At 46.7% G+C, this 21637-nt stretch carries 18 protein-coding genes; 13 read left to right on the top strand and 5 right to left on the bottom strand.

From position 1 onward, the window contains the following. Positions 1–3 precede the first annotated feature (3 nt). From AC5WJX_RS06955 to AC5WJX_RS06915, 9 genes are all read left to right on the top strand, one after another. A complete protein-coding gene (locus AC5WJX_RS06955; RefSeq protein WP_494483936.1) occupies positions 4–1110 on the top strand; it encodes a hypothetical protein in 1107 nt (368 codons plus the stop codon). Beyond that, a complete protein-coding gene (locus AC5WJX_RS06950) occupies positions 1107–2909 on the top strand; it encodes an ABC transporter ATP-binding protein (RefSeq protein ID WP_494483935.1) in 1803 nt (600 codons plus the stop codon). Before AC5WJX_RS06955 ends, AC5WJX_RS06950 begins: the two co-directional genes overlap by 4 nt. Before the next feature lie 23 nt (positions 2910–2932). Beyond that, positions 2933–4093 carry a glycosyltransferase gene (locus AC5WJX_RS06945; protein ID WP_494483934.1) on the top strand — a complete coding sequence of 387 codons (1161 nt, stop codon included), beginning with the start codon at positions 2933–2935 and terminating at the stop codon, positions 4091–4093. Continuing rightward, a complete protein-coding gene (locus AC5WJX_RS06940; RefSeq protein ID WP_494483933.1) occupies positions 4090–5196 on the top strand; it encodes a glycosyltransferase in 1107 nt (368 codons plus the stop codon). The genes AC5WJX_RS06945 and AC5WJX_RS06940 overlap by 4 nt, the downstream gene beginning before the upstream one ends. Positions 5197–5246: 50 nt before the next feature. Further along, positions 5247–5669, top strand: a complete 423-nt coding sequence (locus AC5WJX_RS06935; RefSeq protein WP_494483932.1) for an FAD synthase family protein — start codon at positions 5247–5249, stop codon at positions 5667–5669. Between the two features lie 57 nt (positions 5670–5726). Further along, a complete protein-coding gene (locus AC5WJX_RS06930) occupies positions 5727–6941 on the top strand; it encodes a CDP-glycerol glycerophosphotransferase family protein (RefSeq protein ID WP_494483931.1) in 1215 nt (404 codons plus the stop codon). A 394-nt stretch (positions 6942–7335) separates the two neighbouring features. After that, the gene (locus AC5WJX_RS06925; RefSeq protein WP_494483930.1) at positions 7336–8520 is read left to right on the top strand and encodes an endo-1,4-beta-xylanase; all 1185 of its coding nucleotides are present in this window, start codon (positions 7336–7338) and stop codon (positions 8518–8520) included. 160 nt (positions 8521–8680) lie between these two features. Further along, on the top strand, positions 8681–9748 hold the full coding sequence (locus AC5WJX_RS06920) for an endo-1,4-beta-xylanase (protein ID WP_494483929.1): 1068 nt from the start codon (positions 8681–8683) through the stop codon (positions 9746–9748). Positions 9749–9806: 58 nt separating this feature from the next. Then, positions 9807–10910 (top strand): hypothetical protein, encoded by a 1104-nt coding sequence (locus tag AC5WJX_RS06915; RefSeq protein WP_494483928.1) that lies wholly within the window; start codon positions 9807–9809, stop codon positions 10908–10910. 17 nt (positions 10911–10927) lie between these two features. Here the strand turns inward: AC5WJX_RS06915 and AC5WJX_RS06910 are convergent, their stop codons facing one another. The 5 genes from AC5WJX_RS06910 to AC5WJX_RS06890 all read right to left on the bottom strand — a co-directional run bounded on the left by AC5WJX_RS06910 (position 10928) and on the right by AC5WJX_RS06890 (position 14685). Further along, on the bottom strand, positions 10928–11602 hold the full coding sequence (locus AC5WJX_RS06910) for a hypothetical protein (protein ID WP_494483927.1): 675 nt from the start codon (positions 11600–11602) through the stop codon (positions 10928–10930). Positions 11603–11634: 32 nt separating this feature from the next. Next, positions 11635–12123: a peptidoglycan-binding protein gene (locus AC5WJX_RS06905; protein WP_494483926.1), complete on the bottom strand. Its 489-nt coding sequence runs from the start codon at positions 12121–12123 to the stop codon at positions 11635–11637. An 8-nt stretch (positions 12124–12131) separates the two neighbouring features. Further along, positions 12132–12527 (bottom strand): hypothetical protein, encoded by a 396-nt coding sequence (locus AC5WJX_RS06900; protein WP_494483925.1) that lies wholly within the window; start codon positions 12525–12527, stop codon positions 12132–12134. 86 nt (positions 12528–12613) lie between these two features. Further along, positions 12614–13246 carry a DUF6266 family protein gene (locus tag AC5WJX_RS06895; protein ID WP_494483924.1) on the bottom strand — a complete coding sequence of 211 codons (633 nt, stop codon included), beginning with the start codon at positions 13244–13246 and terminating at the stop codon, positions 12614–12616. Positions 13247–13443: 197 nt separating this feature from the next. Beyond that, positions 13444–14685 (bottom strand): hypothetical protein, encoded by a 1242-nt coding sequence (locus tag AC5WJX_RS06890; RefSeq protein WP_494483923.1) that lies wholly within the window; start codon positions 14683–14685, stop codon positions 13444–13446. 277 nt (positions 14686–14962) lie between these two features. Here AC5WJX_RS06890 and AC5WJX_RS06885 point away from each other — a divergent pair, with 277 nt between their 5' ends. The 4 genes from AC5WJX_RS06885 (at position 14963) to AC5WJX_RS06870 (ending at position 21534) form a co-directional block, all read left to right on the top strand. Beyond that, positions 14963–16924, top strand: coding sequence for a glycoside hydrolase family 172 protein (locus AC5WJX_RS06885; RefSeq protein WP_494483922.1), 1962 nt, complete (start codon positions 14963–14965; stop codon positions 16922–16924). A 433-nt stretch (positions 16925–17357) separates the two neighbouring features. Next, on the top strand, positions 17358–17750 hold the full coding sequence (locus AC5WJX_RS06880) for a YsnF/AvaK domain-containing protein (protein ID WP_494483921.1): 393 nt from the start codon (positions 17358–17360) through the stop codon (positions 17748–17750). A gap of 69 nt (positions 17751–17819) precedes the next feature. Continuing rightward, complete coding sequence (locus AC5WJX_RS06875) at positions 17820–18866, top strand: YsnF/AvaK domain-containing protein (RefSeq protein ID WP_494483920.1); 1047 nt, start codon at positions 17820–17822, stop codon at positions 18864–18866. Between the two features lie 115 nt (positions 18867–18981). Continuing rightward, entirely contained in the window at positions 18982–21534 is a 2553-nt protein-coding gene (locus tag AC5WJX_RS06870) for an ATP-binding protein (RefSeq protein WP_494483919.1), read from the top strand. Positions 21535–21637: the final 103 nt, after the last annotated feature.

Genomic DNA, 21637 nt, shown 5'->3' with positions numbered 1-21637 from the left:
GGTTTGATTTTAACTAAACACGAGGCGGAATTTTCCGTTGTCATCTTAGAAGGTGTGTTTATGGTTTATGCAGGAATTGCCTTTTGGTGGACTAAAAGAAGTCAGCCAATTACACCAATACTTGCTATCCGCTGGTCAAGCCTTTTATATATTGTGTTTTCATATTTCTATGCTGTCGGCATCAATGGCGCGAACGTATTAGACTTCTTATTGATCTATAAATGTTTTGTTTATCTGTTCTTCTTAACCTTTCTAGTGGGTAAAGAACTGATGGCATTTGCTACGACAAACAGATTGATGGTCGTCATCTTTGGGCTATTCTTTCTGAAATATCTTGTAGCCATTGTGATTGCCAAGGAAGAGCGGCCAATTTTGTACATGGAAAATAACTTCGAGTTGATGTTTGTTTATGCCTTGTACCTGATCCGTTATACCGTAAATAAAGAAAAATATTTGTGGTGGCTCGCTTTTGCCGGAGTTATTACCATCCTGTCACTTTCAAGATCCTCATTGCTCATGTATAGCGTGCTGGTTTTGTTTGTGATCTACGATTCTTTTAAAAAAACCCGTGTCTTTATCATTCCGGGAGCTCTTGTCATATTAGGTGTAATTGTTTATACCATATTTAGCGCAAGATCCTCAAGTTTGGAAGAGGTTGACAGGTATCGCTTCATGTTGGTATGGTGGACACAGGTTGAGGATTGGAACATTTTTCAGTGGGCCTTTGGAGCCCCACGTATCAGCAGGTTAAGTAGTGGTGCCTGCAGCTACATGAATTATTTTAAAATGATGTTCAGTAAGTCTGGTGATGGTACCTGCTATTCGGTTGTGCTACACTCATTTCTCCTCCGCATCATCTATGATCATGGTGTTGCTGGGTTAATATTCGTAATATATGCATCTTATCAATGCCTCGTTAAGAGTGGTCTGCGTAAAGATGTCATATTGGTGTTTATCACCATCGTGATCATTAACGGCCTCTCCGTATCATCCTTTAACAATCTCTTCTTTGCGATAAGTATGGTATTTCTAATGACAACCAACGTCAGATTTCCCAAAAGGGAAACTGATGAATTTAATAAACTTAATATAACAGGTAGGAATAGATGAAGTCGACCAGTATCAAACATAATTTTATAGGGTATTTTAATTTCTTTTACAAGGTTCTTGGCGTTAAGTTCGTAATCACGCTGTTGTTGAGCATCGGTGTCAGCTTTTTAGACGGGATTGGTCTGGCGATGTTTATTCCTTTGCTGCAATCGATGAGTGAAAGCGGACAGCCTAGTGCAAATCAGTCAGAGTCCATGGGAAAGCTGAATTTCCTAACGGAGATGTTCGCCTACTTCCACATGCCCCTAAATATCTACACGGTGCTGGCGATGCTTGTGTTCCTGTTCCTCGCAAAAGGTATGCTCAAATTTGTTGAACTTTATTGCCAGGTAGGCTTAAAGCAGACTTTCATTCGCAGCATACGTTATGGCCTTACGGATGATCTACAAAACTTGTCTTACAAGGGCTTCCTCAACCAGAATGCGGGTAAGATCCAGAATGTTGTTACCGCAGAGGTACAAAAGTTGCAAGTTTCACTTACACATTACCTGAACTCTACTAGTGCAGTGGGGATGTTGCTAACTTATGTCGCAATGGCATTCCTTGCAAACTGGCAGTTCGCCATCCTGGTTGCTGTCGGCTCCATGTTGATGAACCTCTTGTTTAGCAAAATGGTGCGGAGTGTAAAAACTGCTTCCTTCAATATTTCTACGAAAGGAGATATTTTTACGGCCTACCTGATTGAGGCAGTACATTATTTTAAGTATTTAAAGGCCACTAATCAGTTCTTAGGGTTTACCCGTAAAATTAAAAAGGTAATTGATGAAACCGAGACACTGAACCGTAAAGTTGGATACTACCAGGCCATAACAGCCAGTATCCGAGAGCCGATAGTGATGATCATTGTCGTATTGGTGATTATTATTCAGATCCGCTGGATGGGGGGCAATCTGGGGTCTATCCTGTTGAGCTTATTGCTATTCTACCGTGCTTTATCTTTCTTAATGAGCTTTCAGAATGCCTGGCAAAACTTTGTACAGAACGTCGGTGCTATTGAGTCGGTCTCAAAACTTAAGGACGACATGAAAGCAAATCGTGAGATCCAGAATACACGTGAGTTTGGCGGGCTGAAAAGCAAACTCGAGCTTAAAAACCTGGTCTTCAAATACGGTAGTCAGACGGTGATCAATGATGTCAGCATGTTAATCCCGAAAAATCACACTATCGCCTTCGTTGGTGAAAGTGGTTCAGGGAAGACTACCCTTGCAAACATCATAACGGGTATCCTCCCACCGGAGGAAGGATACATCTCCATCGACGGCGTAAAGGTTGCAGATTACAATATGGACAGCTTCAGAAGCACGGTTGGCTACATTTCACAGGAACCTGTTATCTTCAAGGATGATGTATTCAATAACGTCACTTTCTGGTCAGAACGAACACCGGAAACGATTAAAAGGTTTTGGGAAGTAATTGAACTAGCCTCTTTAACTGACTTCATTCAGAATATGCCAGAGAAAGAATTAACCAGTCTTGGCGACAAAGGTATGCTTATATCTGGTGGACAAAAGCAGCGAATTTCTATTGCGCGGGAGCTATACAAGAAAGCCGACATACTTATACTGGATGAGGCAACTTCCGCCCTGGACTCTGAAACTGAGTTGTTCATTCAGCGCAACATCGAAAAACTGCAAGGAAACTATACCCTGATTATCATCGCGCATAGGTTATCGACCATCAAAAAGGCCGATCAGATCTACATGCTAGAAAATGGCAAGGTTAGTAGTCATGGTACCTTCGAAGAACTAACGGAACTGTCTCCTAAATTTAAAAGAATGGTATCGCTGCAGCAGATCTAAAATCAACCGCTCAACTCGCTCTAATGAAAGTTATACACTTGTGTCGCACCTTTTCCAAGCTTTCCGAAACCTTCATCTATGATGCCATTACGGAGCTGGACGCAACAGAAATTGAAAATGAGGTGGTCACCTTCAAGCGCATCCATGCTACAGACCGCCCATTTTCAAAAGTTCATCTTCTGGAGCCCAGTATATGGATGCGTGCCGTAGGTACGCTAAAGAAAACACTTGACGCAATAGGGCTGGTTAGTTTTGACCCAGCTGCTGAGCTGGAACTACAGCGGCAGCGCATGTTGCATTCCTTCCTGAAAAAAAATCGCGCGGATTTGGTGTATGCGCATTTTGGCCTGCAAGGCTGGACTTTGCGCCCGATCGCTACTAAGCTCGGCATTCCATTCATGGTGTCCTTTCACGGTTATGACGCTTTTCGCCTGCCCGAAAATCCACTATGGCGCAGTCGTTTCCGCGAATTGTTTGATGCAGCAGCTGCGGTTACCGTCGTATCCAAATACATGAAGGCGCACTTAAAGTCGCTGGGCTGCCCAGAAGCTAAGCTACAGCTTGTCCATGTGGGAAAATGTGTTTCCAGTTATCAATATCGTACCGCAATCCAGCGACCACTGCGGAACTTCATCTCCATAGGTAGACTCAGTGAAAAAAAGGGCTTTCTGGATTGTATCGCAGCTTTTAAGCTGCTGCTGAAGCAATATCCCGACCTTAGCCTGAAAATCATTGGCACAGGTGAACTGGAATCCGAGATTACGGAGGCGCTCAAGTGCGAAACGCTAAAAAATAACATCAGACTCATGGGATCCCTACCGCACGGTAAGGTCAAGGAAGCACTTAAGCAAGCGGATGCTTTTATCTTATGCAGTAAGACAGCCAAATCCGGTGATAAAGAAGGCATTCCGACCGTGTTAATGGAAGCCCAGGCTATGGGGCTCCCATGTATTTCAACGCTGCACTCTGGCATTCCGGAGGTTATCCCTGCCGCTGCCCAAAAGCTGCTGGCCCAAGAAGGCGAACCTGCAGATATTGCGGAAAAAATTGAGATGCTGATTAAAATGCCCGTTGAAGAGTTAGAGCAGATCAGACAGCAGGGCCGGCACCTAATTGAAACGGAGTTCAACCTGAAGAAAGAAACCTATAAGCTCACCCGCATCATGCAAGGCCTGACTAAATGAAGAAAAAGTTTATCATCTGTATTCCTTCTTTAAGAATGGGTGGCGCGGCCAAGATCGCACTTAACCTAACTGAGCAGTACCTGGAAGAAGGCATGGATGTGCACATCATCCTTACAGATGGAAACAGCAAGGATCCGGATTTCAGCAGCCTGCCCGCAGGACTGAAGCTTATCAAGCTCCCTCGGATTGGCATGCATCATTTCATCCGTCCATTTATCAATGCTTTTTTACTTTTAAAATATTTCCGTAACCTAAAACCGGAGGCCATACTCGCGGTCCGCCATGATGCGACTGTTGTTAGTTCCCTGGCTTGGCGGCTAAATAATCGCAAAGGCCGCTTTGTGATCCGCGAAATCAACCCGATCACTAAAACCTTAAATCGAAACGCGGTTATGATCGCCATGATCCGCTGGGCATATCGCTCCGCCTCCGCTGTGATCGCCAATTCCAAAGATGTTGCGGCGGCATTAAAAAGCAAAAACTGGCTAGATCCGGCAAAGATTCATACCATCGACAATCCGGTATTGACTAAAAGTTTTTACCACAAGGCATCCGCAAGGCTAAATGATCCTTGGCTGGCAAGCGCGAGCAGTCCACTAATTGTCACCATCGGCCGCCTGGACAAAATGAAAGATCAGGCAACGCTCATCCGGGCATTTGCCATCTTGCGCAAGCAGTGCCCAGCCAGGCTGATGCTTATCGGTGATGGGCCGGAGGCGTCAAACCTGCAGCAACTGGTATCGGATCTGAATCTGGAGGCCGACGTAAGACTGCCCGGGGCAATGGACAATCCCTACCCGATCCTCAAGCGGGCGGAGATCTTTGTGCTCAGCTCGCGTTATGAAGGTTTCGGCAATGTATTGGTCGAGGCGCTGTCATTGGGAAAAAAGGTAATTTCAACAGCCTGCACCGGTGGTCCCGCCTATATTCTGAACCATGGCGAATATGGCAGACTCTTTCCGGTAGGGGACCACGAAGCCCTAGCTACCGCGATGTTGGCAGCGCTAGCTGAAGCGCATGAGCCTGCTGCACTGATCAATAGGGCCCAGCATTTCTCGGCAGCACGGATCGCAGCTGCATACGCGGCGGTATTGTTTAATTAAATCTAACTTTGTAGCATGATATCGCGTATAGATATCGTTAAATTTAATGTATGAAAAGGATTATTGGGTACACGACAGGCGTGTTTGATTTATTCCACATCGGACACCTGAATATTTTGAAGCGGGCGAAAATGGAATGCGACGAGTTGATCGTTGGCATTACTACGGATGAACTCTGTCTGAAACTTAAGAACAAAATTCCGGTGATTCCTTTTGAGGAACGTTGCAGCATCGTGGAAGCTATCCGTGTGGTAGACCGTGTGGTCGCACAGGAGCGTATCGATGAGCTTGGCGATTTAGAACGTTACGGCTTCCATAAAATCTTCAAGGGCAGCGACTGGGCCGGCAGTCCTAAATGGACCGCACTGGAGCGTGACTTCGCCGAAAAAGGAGTATCCGTCATCTATTTCGATTACACCACCTCCACATCCAGTACACTGGTCAGGAACGCCCTGGAGCAAAAAGCTTCCTAAAAACATTATCTTAGAACCACAAAATCATTAATATCGATCTCAACTTATACATATTACATGCGCAATAAGGGTATCATGCCTTCAAGACTGCTAAAGTCGTGGTATATCTGTTTGTCGAAGGCCGTAGGCTTACTGATAAATAACAAAAATTCTAATCTGATCCTGTTTGGTGCCAGGGATGGCGCTTACTTCATGGACAACAGCCGGGCGCTGTATGAATGGTTCAACAAATATCATGCTTCTGAAAATTATTATTGGCTTACGCTGAATCCTGCCCTGGAGGCATCACTGAAAGCGCAGGGATTACCCGTTGCACGTATCGACAGTCTTAAGGGCGTATGGCTGCTCAACAAAGCAAAGTATGCCTTTTACACCAACCGCCTTCGGGATATCGCCATTGATTACCGTGCAGTTCCTTCCGGATTAAAGATGATCTTCTTAAGCCACGGTCAATCCATTAAAAACACGAGACTTGCAGTCAACTCCGGTGTTGATGCCGGTTACCGCAATGATACCCTGGTTGCCTCCAGGCAGATGGCCTTCGCCGTGAGTACTTCGCCTTTCATGGCAAAGGTGCAGGCGGCCAGCAATGGCATCAAACCAGAAATGTATAAACTTACCGGATTTCCCCGTAACGACTGGATGTTTCGCCCGCCTGCCTCAGCATATGCGGAATGGCTGCGCTTCACAGATGGTAAAAAGTATAGGAAAGTAATCCTGTATGCACCAACCTGGCGCCGCAAAACACCAAAGACCATGATGTTCCCCTTTGCAGACTTTAAACCTGCAGAACTGGCCGCTTACCTGGAGCAGCATAACATCCTGCTGCTTTTAAGATTACATGTGCAGGACCTACGTGATAACCAACCCTGCATAGACCTGGTGGAACAACTCGTGCAGCATACAGCGAACATTAGGCTGGCCACAATCAATGAATTCGTAGAAACCAACTTCCTGCTGCCTTTCGTCGATGCGCTCATTAGTGATTATTCTTCCATTTATCACGATTTCCTGCTGTTAGATCGCCCAATCTATTTCATTCCATATGACCTGGAACGCTTTGAAAAGGAGAATGGCTTTAAATATCCCTACCTGGATGTGCTGCCCGGACCTAGGATCTCTACACAACAAGAATTATTTCGGCACTTTTCAGCCCTGCTAAATGGCGATGATCAGTATTCAGGACATCGAGAACGCTTGAGTGCCTTGATATATACATTTTTAGACGGTGATGCCTGTAAAAGGATTGCCAAAGAAGTGCTCGGGACCTGAGCATTTGCTTGCTAATGATGAACCTTTTGCAAATGCCTCGATCTAGCGAGGCATTTGCTATATACAGGCCTTTTTAACTTTTAGTTATAATTGCAACAGTAAATTTACATTTAGGTTGTAAAATGGTACTTATCAGCATTTTCTGTTCTATAAATGAATTATTATTCCGCAATGTGTAGAGAAGGTCTACAGGTCGAAGGATTGGGGAAAAAAATAAAAAAAGAATTTTTTTATTTTTTTGGTAGTAAAACCGGCCTGAAATGCAATTACCCTGCCATTTTTAGATTTTGACCTAAAAAAAGATCAGTTCTCACCGCTTCATCGTGCCAATGGCATATTTTTCCATTATAGACCAGTAATTAATCATATCACTGATCTAAACAGAAATCTACAAATGAGGTCCACCAACTCAAAGCTCAGAAAAACAAACATCAAATTAGCCGCCCTCGCCTTCTTACTTTTCACCTCCAACCTTATGGCTTGTAAATCCTCCATGGAAGAGGATCTTGCACCTGCAGATGATGTCTCTAGCGAAGCAGTTGTAAGTGCCAACGAATTAGGAGATAACCAGGCACTTGCCGGAAGTTTCCATTTGAAAGATCATACTTTCAGAACGGTTTTCGACTTCCCTGTCGGAGCGGCAGTGGTTAAGGAACTTCTTGACGATCCGCTATATGCGAAAACATTGAAGCGAGACTTCGGTCGTCTGAGTTCTGAAGGGAATTTCAAATGGGGTTCTTTACAACCCGAAGAAGGTAAGTTCACCTTTGCAAAAGCTGATGCCATCGTCAAATTCGCTCAGGAAAATAATATGCAAGTACATGGACACACTTTGTTGTGGGCACATGATGGTAATGAACCAAAATGGATTAAAAACTATAAAGGTACAACCGCAGACTGGGATAGGTTGTTGAAAACACACATTACTACCGTGCTAAAACACTTCAAAGGAAAAGTTCAGTCTTGGGACGTTGTGAACGAAGCCATCAAGCCGGGTGGTATATACACCAATAGCATCTGGTACCGTAAACTTGGAAAAGAGTATATTTTCAAAGCATTTAAATATGCACACGAGGCAGATCCGAATGTAAAGCTCTTCCTGAATGAATATGGACAAGAGTATGGCGGTAATAAAATGAAAGTCCTTATGGGGATTGTTGATGAGGCCAGACGTCGTGGTATTCCGATTCACGGTATGGGATTTCAGTTACACACTGTACTGCGTATGGAGCCTTGGAAGATTACAGACAACCTAAAAATTGCCGCAGACAAAGGCCTGTTAATTCACATTTCAGAATTTGATGTGTCAGTACGTTATCAGATGCCAAAGATGTTCCCATTAACCGATGCTATCGCGAAGGCTCAGGGCGACAAGATCAAAGCAATTGTTAAAGGGTATATGACCGTTGTACCTAAAAAGCAACAGTTCGGGATAACCACCTGGGGTGTTTCTGATAAAACATCATACTTCAATAAAGGATATCCTAATTCAGATCACGATTATCCATTATTGTTCGATAAAACTTATAAAGCTAAACGCGCATATCGTGGCTTCATCGAAGCAGGATTGGGTAGATAGCCGCAACCGTAACATTTCCCATAAAGCTGTGCACTAAAACGTGTATGGCTTTTTTTGGTTAAGGATCAGCCGATTCCTATCTTCCGCCACATTTTTTTGCAAAACTACGTTGGTCAATTGCATAAATATCAAATGATTACCAACGCAACTAACTCTACAAATGAAATTTCGACTGATATTTTTACTTATTGTCATGTGTGCGATTGGTTATACTGATAGCGCAAGTAGTGGCGGGCTAAGAAGCGGTTTACAAGCAGATTCCCTTACCCTAAAATCCGTTGCCCCTTTTCCTGTAGGCGCTGCTATCAATATTAATTTGCTTCGTAAGCAACAACGCTACCGCCAAACCATCGTTGCGCAGTACAACAGTATCACCGCAGAGAATGCAATGAAGTTTGGCAAACTTCATCCAGCAGAACTGGAGTTCCGCTGGAAAGATGCTGACGAACTGGTAGACTTTGCCCTGCAAAATAACATGCGGGTGCATGGGCATACTTTGATTTGGGCAGCCAAAAACTCGAAGTGGGTAAATGAATTCCAGGGTAATAAGAAGGATTGGGAAAACCTGCTTAAAACACATGTGCAAACAGTTGTGAAGCATTTCAAAGGCCGGGTCGTCTCTTGGGATGTGGTAAATGAAGCATTTGAGGACAACGGAACACTGAAAAAATCGATATGGCTGGAGAAACTCGGACCCGAGTATATAGCCTTAGCATTCCAATATGCACATGAGGCAGATCCTGATGCTTTGCTTTTCTATAATGATTATGGTCATGAATATGGCGGAAAGAAAATGAAAGCCATTTTAGATTTAGTTAAAAAGTTCAAGTCCAGAAAGATCCCCATTCATGGCTTGGGTTTACAAATGCATGTTGTAGTGCGACTCTCCGACCAAGCCCTGCGCAATTGCATAGATGCTGCGGCCAGCAGCGGTTTGCTTGTTCATATTTCGGAATTGGAAATTTCAGTTCGCTATAAGCAGCCTAAAGTGTTTCAGCTGGATAGTGTACTTGCCGCACAGCAGGCACATAAGTATAAGACTATATTTCAAGCATTCAAAGCCATTCCAAAAGAGCAACAGTTCGGCATCACTACCTGGAATGTTGGAGATGCGGATGCGTTTAGAAACGGACCTTACAAAAATAAAAATCATGATCATCCTATGCTTTTTGATGTATACTATAGAGCTAAGCCAGCCTATTACACCATTATAGAGGCGTTGAAGTAACCACCTATCACCAGTCCAACCGCAATCATTAATCATTCACAATATATCTAACAACAACATGCCCGACTTCAAAAGGTTATACAAGCAAATCAAAGACAAGTTATACCGTAAGTCTTTAGACGTGAACCTATATCTTACCTATGTAAATCGAAAGATGAACAAAACTGCTGCACAACCAACTGGTAGGCCGGCAGTGTGGATAGACTTAGCAGGAAACAGCTATGTGCGGTTTAGTTATATCATGGCAAAGTACCTCGAAATTGAAGGGTACCAGGTCTATTTTAAACCTAATCTAATGTTCATGTTGAGCCTTGGCGCGCCTTATGCGCGGCTGCTTATCTATGAGAACCAGGTTCTGTTTTCTGACCGGATCCCGGCAAACACAGTGGCTGTATTTTCTGATCATAATAGTAGAGCGCTAGGTTGTAAGTCTGTTTCCAATGATTACTTTTCCACCATTTTCAAACACCGAAAGCAAACCTACCATATTCCAATTGGCATGCACCCAAACATGTATAACAAAGGCTTATGGAATGCGCCCGTTTCAACAGATGAGCGGAAACCTTCGATATTCTTTGCTGGAAACTTCAATGCCGCAGTTTACAAGCGATTAAGCAAGAACAAAAAGTTCGAAATGATCGACCGTGTTGAAATTGGTAAGTTACTAGGCGGGCTAACAAATTGCAGGTTTCCTAAATCTTACGATGAGCTTATGGAAAATCATGCGGATGGAATGATTGATATTGTACAACAAGCAAACTTTAAAGTGCCAATGGAGGCCCTTAGGCCGATTATAGCCAGGTATGCTTTTTTTATAGCATGCCCGGGTGTAGATATGCCTTTGTCCCACAACCTTATTGAGGCGATGTCAGTTGGCGCCATTCCAATCATCCATCAGGAATATGCAGACATGCTTGCGCCCCAGCTTCAGGACATGGAGAACGCTCTTGTTTATACTAATGCAACTTTTCTTGAAGTCATTCAAAAAGCGCTTGCCCTTAGGCCAGAAGAAATAACACTAATCAGTGCGAACGTACTGTCATACTATGATCTGCATCTCACACCCAAAGGAATCGTAGAAAAACTTATTAGTGCTGATTATGATGAGTACTTTTTGAACGCTGAAAGGACCAGTGTCGCAATAATGAAAAAACAAGCCTGATAGCATAAAGCTGCTGTTTAAAGCTGATACTTTTGCCTCTTGACTATCGTCTGCTTTAAAAAGACTGCAGCAAGTGCGATTGATAACACCATCAAGGCCCATTTCCAGGCCGGGTTCTTCTTCAGTACTTCCTGTTTCTGGCTCAAACTGCGCTGCTGCTTATCCTGCTTCCGGCTGCTCGCAAGACTGCTTTTGCTATCCTGCAGTTCCGATTGCTCGGTGCTACGCAACAATGCCAGGCGATGCCCATGGATCAGCACCTTGTCCGCAGTGCCTTCAAAGCCCTTTTCAGCGTTGATACGGAATGGACCGCTTGGCCAGATTTCCACGCTAAAGACGCTGCTTATGGAATCCGTCCCTTGCCGCTGGTAAGCGCGGTACGATGCTGTTTTCTCCAGTTTTAAACTGTCAGCATGATGCGCACTGCTTTCGTTTAATTCCTGTACTTGTCGTTCCCGTTCCACTTTTCGCAGTCCGCAGCCGGCGTTAAGCAATAGCAGTACAAGGCTTAGCGCAGCAAAAGACAGTCTCCCCGGGCCGCTAGCAGCCCATCTATTTTTCAGCTTTTCAAAGAACATCGCGCGCTCCGGCGCGGCGATCCACACTTCGAAGCCGGCTGGCGCATCATACTTCCTGCGGCGGATCAGGCCCGGCTGAAAAGCGGAGCCATTTAAAAGGACATATAATCTCATAGGAGGATCTTAAAATATTTTCAGTAAAAGGGTTATAGAAAGTAGGCATAGCGGTTTATCGACCGCCGGTGGCGTAACCTGCGGTACACGCCATCACCTTCGCGCGAACCCGCAGGGTTGGTATTGCCCTCCACGGATTGTACCCAATCCGCTCTGGTCCCCGTGACCAGACCTACATGCGCAATGCGCTTTAATGCCGGTATGTAAATGCCAAGTACCGCTGCGGGCCGTGCCAGCTGGATTTGCTTCGCTGCCGGGAAAAGCGCGGGCGACCAGCCCGAACGCGGCTGTGCAAAACCAGCCTGTCCGTGCAGCCAGCTTACAAAGGCGGCACACCAAGGATGTCCTTTCTTCAGACCCACATAGTGCAGGTACCGCTCCACCTGCGGACCATCATTTCTACCCCGGGACTCCCGAACCAGCAGTGCGGCTTCTGCAAGGGCGACTACGCGCAACGCGGCAGCGGGCTTTGCAGGCGCTGCATTTTGCACACTTGCCCTGCCATTTTCCTGATAGAGCAAGGCCCGGCTTAGCAGATGGCGTTGAGGCAGCCAATAGCCGAAAGCAGGAGCAGTGCAAAGGAGAAGTAATAGAATCCGAGCTGTTGCCATGGTGCTAAGGTGTTAAATTGTGAAACCAATGTCGATAATGGGGGCAAGGTCAGGCTGTGCCATAACCGCTGTAGGAGCAGCCCGCAGAAGCCACAGAGCGTTACAAAGCAGATCAGCGACAGCAGGATCAGCAGCCAGATGTTGGGATCGATGCTGCCCGAGAGCGGCATATTGTTTTGCATCCAGCGGTTGCCCATCACCCAGAGGGAGAGCAGCAGGCCGGATAACAACAGCAGTTCCATCGGAAGCAGCCGCAGTCCGGGCCGGGGAATGCGGTTGATATAACTTATTATTTTGATACCTAATGTTTTCATCAGAAAATTTTATGTTTTTAGGGGATAATGCTGGCTATAATAAAAGCGCGGCCGCCAGCGGGCCGCGCTTCCTGCAGAACAACCGCTTACATCACGTTCAATGAACCCATGTAGAAGCTGTCACTCACATCCTTGCCATCAGCAGCTACAAAACTCAACCATAAATGCACCAGGTCATCCGAGAAATCCAGCGGCAACTGTAGCGTATAAGTCGTTGCCGATCGTGGTGCCGCATTTGGCAGCAGCACATACAGATCCTTGGTTTTGTTGTACACCAGCAAGGTCAGCTGATCTGTGCCGGCACTTGCGCCCGCATTCTCCCATTTGTACACCAGCCTGCTGTTCTCTGCACCGTCGATCGATACACCCATTGGCTTTTGCAGGTTGCCCTTGCTGTAAGTGAATTTGGAGTAGTCAATGCTGAAATTTGGTGAGCTACCCGTGATGGCCTCGTTCAGGTTAGCAGCCATCGCTTTGTTCAGCGAGGTCAGCCCTGTTTTTCCGGCTGGAAAGCCTGTTTTTACCAAACCCTGCAGCGGTCGTAAGAAGCTCGTCATTAAAGCGAACTTCAATCGCTGATCCAATTGCGCCTGGGTCGGGTTGTCTGCCCGCACATCACCAAGTCCTTTCATGTAATGTACACCACGTACCACACTGCCTACTACACGTCCTACTTTTCCTCTAAAAAAGCCGAGGATGCCTTCATTGTAAATTCCCATTTTCTTTTGTTTTAAGGGGTTTATAAAATTTGTTTATTTCGTAAGTCCCACTGCGCCGCTGGTCAGACGCTGTGCAAACATTACGATACAAATGAACTTCATTAGCCCGGGGCTTATGGTGGCAGGGTGGCAGCCACCTTTTTGCCTCCAGCATTTAAAGGCATCAGAAGGCCGAATTTTGGCTGAAAAAAAATGAGTTAATTTTTAAGCGGACTAGCGAGTCCCATATATTCCTGTTTGATAAAAAGGATCATCCGCTCCAGCAGCTCTACAACGCTTTCACTGGTCGAGCCGTGTTTTTCTTTGTAGCGGCGGCGAAAGTTGTCGGGATTGATCTCTTCCAGCCCTGCGGTCGTAAAATGATCAGCCAGAAACTCCGTAAAGCGTCGCTGCTCTTTTACACCTAAAGGGATGATGTCCATGCTCATCAGTGTCTGCGAAACGATGGCCAATGCCCTTTGACTGAGCTGCAGCCTGAATTTGCCAAACCTGCCGGCCTGGCCCGGCGCTTTCTGGGTTTTGGTTGGCTGTAAATGCTTTTGCAGGCTTTCTGATGCAGCAACTTCCTGATAACTGATCTCTGCCTGGACAAAGTCAATCAGCAGGACCTTCAGCTCCGGATACTGCAGGTTTAAGGCCAGGCCGGGAACCAGCAATAATTGCCTGAGCGTTTTGAGCTGCCAGGTCAGCAGCAGCATACGCCTGGTACTGCCTTGGGTATCCTCCAGTAACTCCAGAATCTTATCGCGGCAATACTGATAGGCCCCCGGCGCATTAAAGTTCAGCTGGATAACCTTATGCATCAGGTTTAAATCCTGGTTTTCCTTACCGCACGCTTTTAGCATATCCAGCAAGGCAGCCATCAGCTGCTCCATGTACTGTAATTGCTGCTGACTGCTTTCCTGGCAGATGGAAAACTGCCTGAAATGATCCAGAATAACAGTGGTTAGTTGCTCATCCGCATTGCAGGCCTGAAATTTGGATTGGAGCAATAACATTTCCTTCCGTAATATGCCTAATCTGCCTTCCAGGTAATACTTCGGCAACATTTCATGCGGGGCCATACCAGAATTACCTGTGCTTTCCAGGTAGCTGGCCAGCACGTCAAGCATCGCCCACAACGCGGTATAAAGCGCCTTAGCATCCGAATTCAAGCCCTCAACCAGGTCGGTTTGCTGCAGCAATTGAAAATCGTCTCTAAGCCGGAACAGGTCCGAATAGTTCTGCTGGCAAAGCTGTTCGAAATCCTTTGACGGAATGTTGTAGCGGAAAGCTTTCAAACCTTCAACCGCTTCAAGTCCGCTGCTGGCGATCAACTGCTGCAGGACTGCTAAAGATTGTTTGTGAATACTGGCCTCAATGTTGGCGGGCTGGAGATCCGATCTCAGAAGCGCTGCAATGTTGTCTAAAGAAAATCGCTTTCGATTTATTAAATACATAAGGAGGAATTAATTAAAATTCATATACTCAAGGTAAGTAGATGCTATACATTACACAAGTGCACATTATTGCACAGGCGATAAACTTGTCCACAGACTTTTCAACAATAATCCTGGATCAAATCGATACCGGGAGAAGCACTGCCGGCCCCACACGAAGCGCAAGCATCAGCTAAATCGTTAAACCTGCTGTTTGAACCTCTAAGAGATCATTCATAATTTGTGAAGAACTTGGCTAATCTTGTTTAATTTAGAGCATACCTAACCAAATACCCCTATGAACCTATTTAAAGATTGCCATGTTAAGACGCTGAAGTGTCTGCTGCTCCTGATCCTGGTGATTAGCACTCCCGCTGCTGCACAACAAGGCCGGGTTTCATTATTAACGGAACTCGGGAAGATGCAGGACCTCTCCACACTTCCCGCCTACGAAACGAACCTGCTGGTTCGGCAAACCTCTTCCTATGATACCACCGGCAACAATGATGATGGCTTCAGCGGCAAATACTCTTTCGTACGGCGTAATGCAGACAGTAGCCTGGTGATCTTCGAAGCCAAGGGGAATGGCGTGATCAACCGCATCTGGACACCTACACCAAATGACGACATCCTCGATTTTTACTTCGGGGGAGCAAGCAAACCCAGCTTCAGCATTCGATTTTCTGATCTGTTCAGCAACAAAGTCTTTCCCTTTGTACTTCCGCTTTGTGGCAATCAACTGGGTGGCTATTACAGTTACCTGCCCATTCCATTTAAGAATGGCTGCAAGGTGGTATCCCGGGGAAAGAAGATGGAGTTCTACCAGATCCAATACCGTGCTTATCCGAAGAACATCAAAATACAGAACTTTAGCCTGCAGCTGAATGCCGCGGAAACCAAGGCGGTCAAGTCGCTCGAAAGTTCCTGGAAAGCTGTTCAGGCACATGGAACAAGTGGGGCAGGAACCGAAAGCCTTGTCAAAGATCTGGAACTGCAGCCGGGGGCAAGCCAGGTTCTCGCCGAGCTCAACACACCGGGCCGCATAACCAGGCTGGCCCTGAGTCCGGCATCGGCATTTAGCGGACTTGAAAAGCAGATTGACCTGCGGATCACCTGGGATGATGAAAGTACGCCGGCGGTGTATGCGCCTGTTGCCGATTTCTTCGGTTATGCTTTCGGCAGTCCTTCCATGCAAAGCCTGCTGATGGGAACGCAGGGCGACACCCTTTACCTGAACTTCCCGATGCCCTACGACCGTAAAGCCAAAATTGAACTGCTATATCGTCCATCAAACCCGGCGACCTCAAATCTTGCTGCCACCGCAGCACAAACCAAGAAGGTGCATTTTGAAATGCAGTATAACGATCAAAAGCGAAACATCAGCAAGGAAGGAAAATTCTACGCCTTTTGGAATAAGGATCTAAATGCAACACTGGGCAAACCACACCTTTTTCTCGAAGGGGCCGGCAAAGGACACTATGTTGGCACCATATTACAGGCTCAGGGACTGGAACCAGGTATGACACTTTTCTTCGAAGGGGATGATGAAACCTATGTAGACGGTGAAATGACTGCCCATGGTACCGGATCGGAAGATTACTTTAACGGCGGTTGGTACGCCATGCTCGACCGCTGGGATACCAAAATGAGCCTGCCGCTGCATGGCGCACTGGATTATTCCCTGCCTTTCAGCCGCACCGGCGGATACCGGCTTTTCCTCTCCGATAAAATGCCATTTGAAAAGCAGCTGCGGCACTTCATCGAACATGGGCCCGAGCACAACAACAAACGGGTGGATTATACGTCCATTGCTCTTTATTATGCTGATAAGGCCATTCACAGCAATCAGCAACAACCATCCAATCCGCTCACGAAAGTCTTCATACCAGACACGCTAATGCTTTATCCGCAGCTCATGAACTACAGTGTGATGGGCAACTTCAGCATTGACGGCAATACTTATACGGCAAACAACAGCGGCAATATCCGCATCAATCTTTCCGAAATTCCGGCCGGCCGGTATAAGCTGTATGCTGATCTGGAAAGTAATCGTCAGGGTGCACTGGTGAGCCTTTGGCAGCGCCAAAGTTTGTTGCGCGATAGTATCTCCTTTTATTCGCCAGACAAGCAGATCCGGGATCGCAGCTTCCTTGTGCCCATCACGCTGGATGCCTTCAAAAGCAGCATTACCTTCCAGTTCAAACCCGGGCAGGAGGGGAAGAAGATCTGGATCAACCGCCTGATCTTCATACGGGAATGATCTGGCCATAAAGCGTCAATTTAAACAGGAAAAAAATAGGGCCGCAATGAAGTGGCAAGATCACTTTCCATGGTCTTCATACACCCGGATCATGGAAGGGAAATCAGCATAAAGGAGGCTACAGGTTTGTATGCATGGCATTCTAAACATCACCTGGCGCACATTCTGATGCTAAAGAAAGTAAAAGGCTGGATTTAACCTGTCAAAGCAAATCACAATCTTCCAAATTCGTTAATAACACCACCAATTGCACTTCCTGTAGAAATCAAAGTCATGATTCCGGTTAACAAGTAAGTGTTCGAATCTCGTCGGGAACGGCGAAGGTCCGAACAAAGCGTAACACAATAGTTACATTGTTAATACAATAATTTTTTTATAAGAAAATTAAACATTCCTTGGGCTAAGTGGTTGACTAGTATATCAAAACCGAGCTATGGAACAGAAACCACATGAACCGAACACGGTAATACCAGTCATCGAAGAGCAGCTGCACATCCATAAAGTCTGGAAGGAAACCGGCCGCGTGCAGGTCTCCAAAACCGTTACTGAGGAGGCGGTGGACTACAGCGTGCCACTGAACCAGGAGGAGGTGATCATGGAAAGAAAAGCCATAAACCAGTATGTTGATACTGCTCCGCCGGCAAGCCGGTACGAAGGTGATACCTTAATCATTCCGGTGCTTAAGGAAGTACTGGTGGTAGAAAAGAAACTCATGCTGGTGGAAGAGCTGCACATCCATAAACGCAACACCGAACAAACCCTCAGCGGTACGGAAGTGCTCCGCAAAGAGTCGGTGGAAATTAAACGCAACCCTACATCTACCTAATAACATTAAGGCGATCAAAACAACCTACGAAAAACAACCTAAGAAAAACAACCCCTAAAACGTAAAATTATGTCACACACAGTAATTGGAATTTTTAAAACCTTTACAGAGGCTTCCGTAGCCCGTCAGCACCTGGAAAACAACGGCTTTCATCCTGGAAATATCGATGTTGCAGATTCAAACTATACTGCACCAGACTATTCAGGTAACGACATCACCGGTGGTGTAACCGATGTTACTGCGGAGTCCAGACTGCATGAACACGATCATAAAGACAATGACTCTATCGGCGGCTTCTTCCGTAACCTGTTCGGTGGAAATGATGATGACGATGAGCATCTGATTAACCGCCATATTGAAGCTGGGAAAAGAGGAACGGTCGTTACCGTGCATGCAAATTCCTATGATGAAGCGGAACGCGCAGCGGATATCCTGGATGAATATGGCGCGGTAAACGTGAACGACAGCGACGACTGGGACACTACGGCGGGCAACATCCCTGGTGCGGCAAACCTGAGCGGCGACTTCGACACGGCAACCACGTCGAATTATTCGGATATGCCGGAAGGTGATGCCACACCAATCGGCGGCTTTGCGGGCACTGGCGGCAGCGACTTCGACGAAGCCTCACTTGCAGACATCGATGAAACCACCTCTGCTGCTTATACGGAGAATTCTGATGCGAACCTGGGCCGAAGCCTTACCGGAGACATCGACGCTAACCTTTCCAATCCAGACTCCATTAAAGTTGTGGAAGAAAATCTGAATGTAGGTAAGCAGGAAGTGCGCACCGGCGGTGTACGTTTACGCAGCCGCATTGTGGAACGCCCCGTAGAGGAGAACATCCGTTTACGCCAGGAACGTGTTACCGTAACACGGACCCCTGTAGATCGTCCGGCGACAGAAGCAGATTTTAACACCTTTCAGCAGGGTACCGTAGAGATGACCGAAAGTGCGGAAGTGCCTGTGATTAGTAAAGATGCCCGTGTGGTTGAAGAAGTTAGCCTGAATAAGGAGGTGACCGAAAGCGATCAGACGATTGTAGATACCGTACGTCATACGGAGGTAGATACCGAGAATATTGATCCAGACAAACGCGACAGGAACATCCTGTAATTATCTAACATACCTGAAAACCCGGTTGCCACAAGTGACCGGGTTTTTTTGTCCTGCAAAAAGGTATTTGCACCAAAGCAAATTTGTGTATTTTTAAAAACCTGATATACTCCGTATGGAAATGAATGCCGACGCACCTCTTAGTTCGCAAAGTCTTCAAATCTTCGACACTTTACCTTACCATTGTCTGATACTTAGCCCGGATTACCGAATACTAACTGCCAGCAATGCCTATCTGAATCTGGTGGGCAGAACGCGGGAGCTGCTGCTCGGCAGAAATGTCCATGAGGTCTTCGAGGGGAATGCTAACTGGCAACGGGCGCTGGATGCCGGTTTGCGGCAGTCCTTCGAAACGGCCATCGAAACCAGGCAAAGGCACGAGATGCCCCTGGTACAATTTCATATTCCCGACTGGGAAGCGCCGGAGGCCAAAGCCATTGAATCCCATTGGAAGATCAGCCATACACCGGTTCAGAATGCTTCGGGCGAAGTTATTTACCTCATTCACGACATCAATAACGTCACTGCACAGGTGGCCTACGAACAGCGCCTTCAGGAAAGGCTGGAATTGGAAAAGCAGACCGCGGCAACCGCGTTGCTGCTCAGTACACAAATGCGGCAGCTCTTCGATCAGATCCCGGCGCAGATCGCCATTGCGGTCGGACCGGAAATGCGTTACGAATATGTGAACCCGGCGTATGAACGTGAAATGGGGCAGGGCAGCGGGCTCCAGGGCCGCAAGGTACTTGAGGTGATGCCTGAAGTGTTTGGTATGCCGATCTGGAACATCCTGCAGGAAACCTATCAGCAAGGTAAATCCTTCATCGAAACCGAGATTGAAATTCCACTGCCAGCACAGCATGGCCAGGAGATGATCAGCCGCTATTTCAATCTGGTGTACCAGCCTCTGCGGAACGAAGCGGGAGAGATCACTGGTGTGCTAAGTTTTAAATACGAGATTACCGGACATGTTGCTGCGCGAAAACAGCTAGAACTTCGGGAAAAAGAGTTGATCGCACTGAATGAGAAGCTGAGCCAGGCCTATGAGGAAGTACTCGCCACCAGCGAAGAGATGAATGCCACCAATGAAGAGCTGGAAGCAACAAATGAGCAGTTGCAGCAGGCGCATGAAGCTTTAAGTAAGCTCAACGCAGAACTGGAGGAAAGGGTGCAACTGCGTACCGAAGAAATACAACGCATGCAACAGCAGGCAGAAAATGAAAGCGAACGATTGCGCTTTCTGCTCAATGCCATTCCCCAACAGGTATGGACCACAGATCCTGATGGTCAGCTGCTCGCCGTGAACAATGTGCTTTGTACCTCGCTGGGGCATACGTCTGAGGAAATCCTGGAGATCGGCCTGCCACATTTTGCGCATCCGGACGACTTGCCGGTCATCTTCCGGCAATGGACCGAAGCCTTACGCTCCGGAGCAGAATACCAGGCGGAATACCGTCTGCGATTTGCCGATGGCAGCTACCGCTGGCACCTTGGCCGTGCGGTGCCAATGATTGAAAACGGGGTGGTCACCTTTTGGCTGGGCACCAACACGGATATTGACGCGCAGAAGGAAAACGAACAGCGTAAAGATGAATTCCTTTCCATCGCCAGCCATGAACTGAAGACGCCATTAACCAGTATAAAATCTTTCAACCAACTCATGAACCGGGTGCGTGATGGACAGCAACTGGGCATCTATATTCAAAAATCTTACAATAATATTCTGAGACTGGAAAAGCTCATCAACGACCTGCTGGATGTGACCAAGATCAATGCCGGCAAAATGACCTATGACATGCAGCCATTCGACTTCCTGCAGATGGTGCGGGAAACTATTGAGAATGTACAGCTGACGGCAAGCACACATGAGATCATTCTAAATAGCTGTGAACCCTTTGAATTGCATGGCGACCGGCTGCGGTTGGAGCAAGTGCTGATCAACCTGCTGGACAATGCGATCAAATACTCGCCCGGTGGGGAGGAGGTGCTGGTGCGGGTAAGCCTGGAAGAAAAGCATGTGATCGTCTGCGTACAGGATTATGGCGTCGGCATAGATAAAAATAATGTGAACAGGCTTTTTGACCGTTATTTCCGTACTGATAATACGGCCATGCGTTTTGAAGGGCTAGGCCTTGGATTGTTCATTTCCGCAGATGTGATCAAACGCCATGAGGGCACCTATTGGCTGGAAAGCGAACCTGGAAAGGGATCGAGCTTCTATTTCCGTTTGCCCATGGAACCCGATCGCCACGCTAATCCCTTCATTGATGAACACAAAACCTACCAGGATGAATATGTCAGCATTCATTATAATTCAACGCTACACCAGGTCGAATCTAAATGGAAGGGTTATCAGGACTTTGAGTCCGTACAACGTGGTGGACTGAAAATCCTGGAACTAGTGAGGTACAACCGGGCAAGCAAGCTGCTCAATGACAATAGTGATGTGCTGGGCAATTGGTCAGAAGCAGCAGAATGGGTAGCCAAGGACCTGCTGGTAAGTATGGAGGCTGCAGGTTTGAAGTACATCGCCTGGATCCAATCCCGAAGCGCCTTCAGTCGCTTATCCGCACAAAAAACCGCAGACATGGCGGAGGTTGGGATAGAGATGGCATTCTTCAGCGAGCGCATTGCCGGCCAGGTCTGGCTGGCGGAAAGATCTGTTTAGGCCTGCTGTTTGCATCATCTATAATGGAAAAGAAGTTGAAATACGCTCCCGAGCCATTGGACGTTTTTTCTCGTTTAAATCCCTGATTTCTAGGGAAAAGATG

The sequence above is a fragment of the Pedobacter sp. NEAU-ZC8 genome (assembly GCF_059278965.1).
This window is presented reverse-complemented; position numbering and strand designations above follow the sequence as displayed.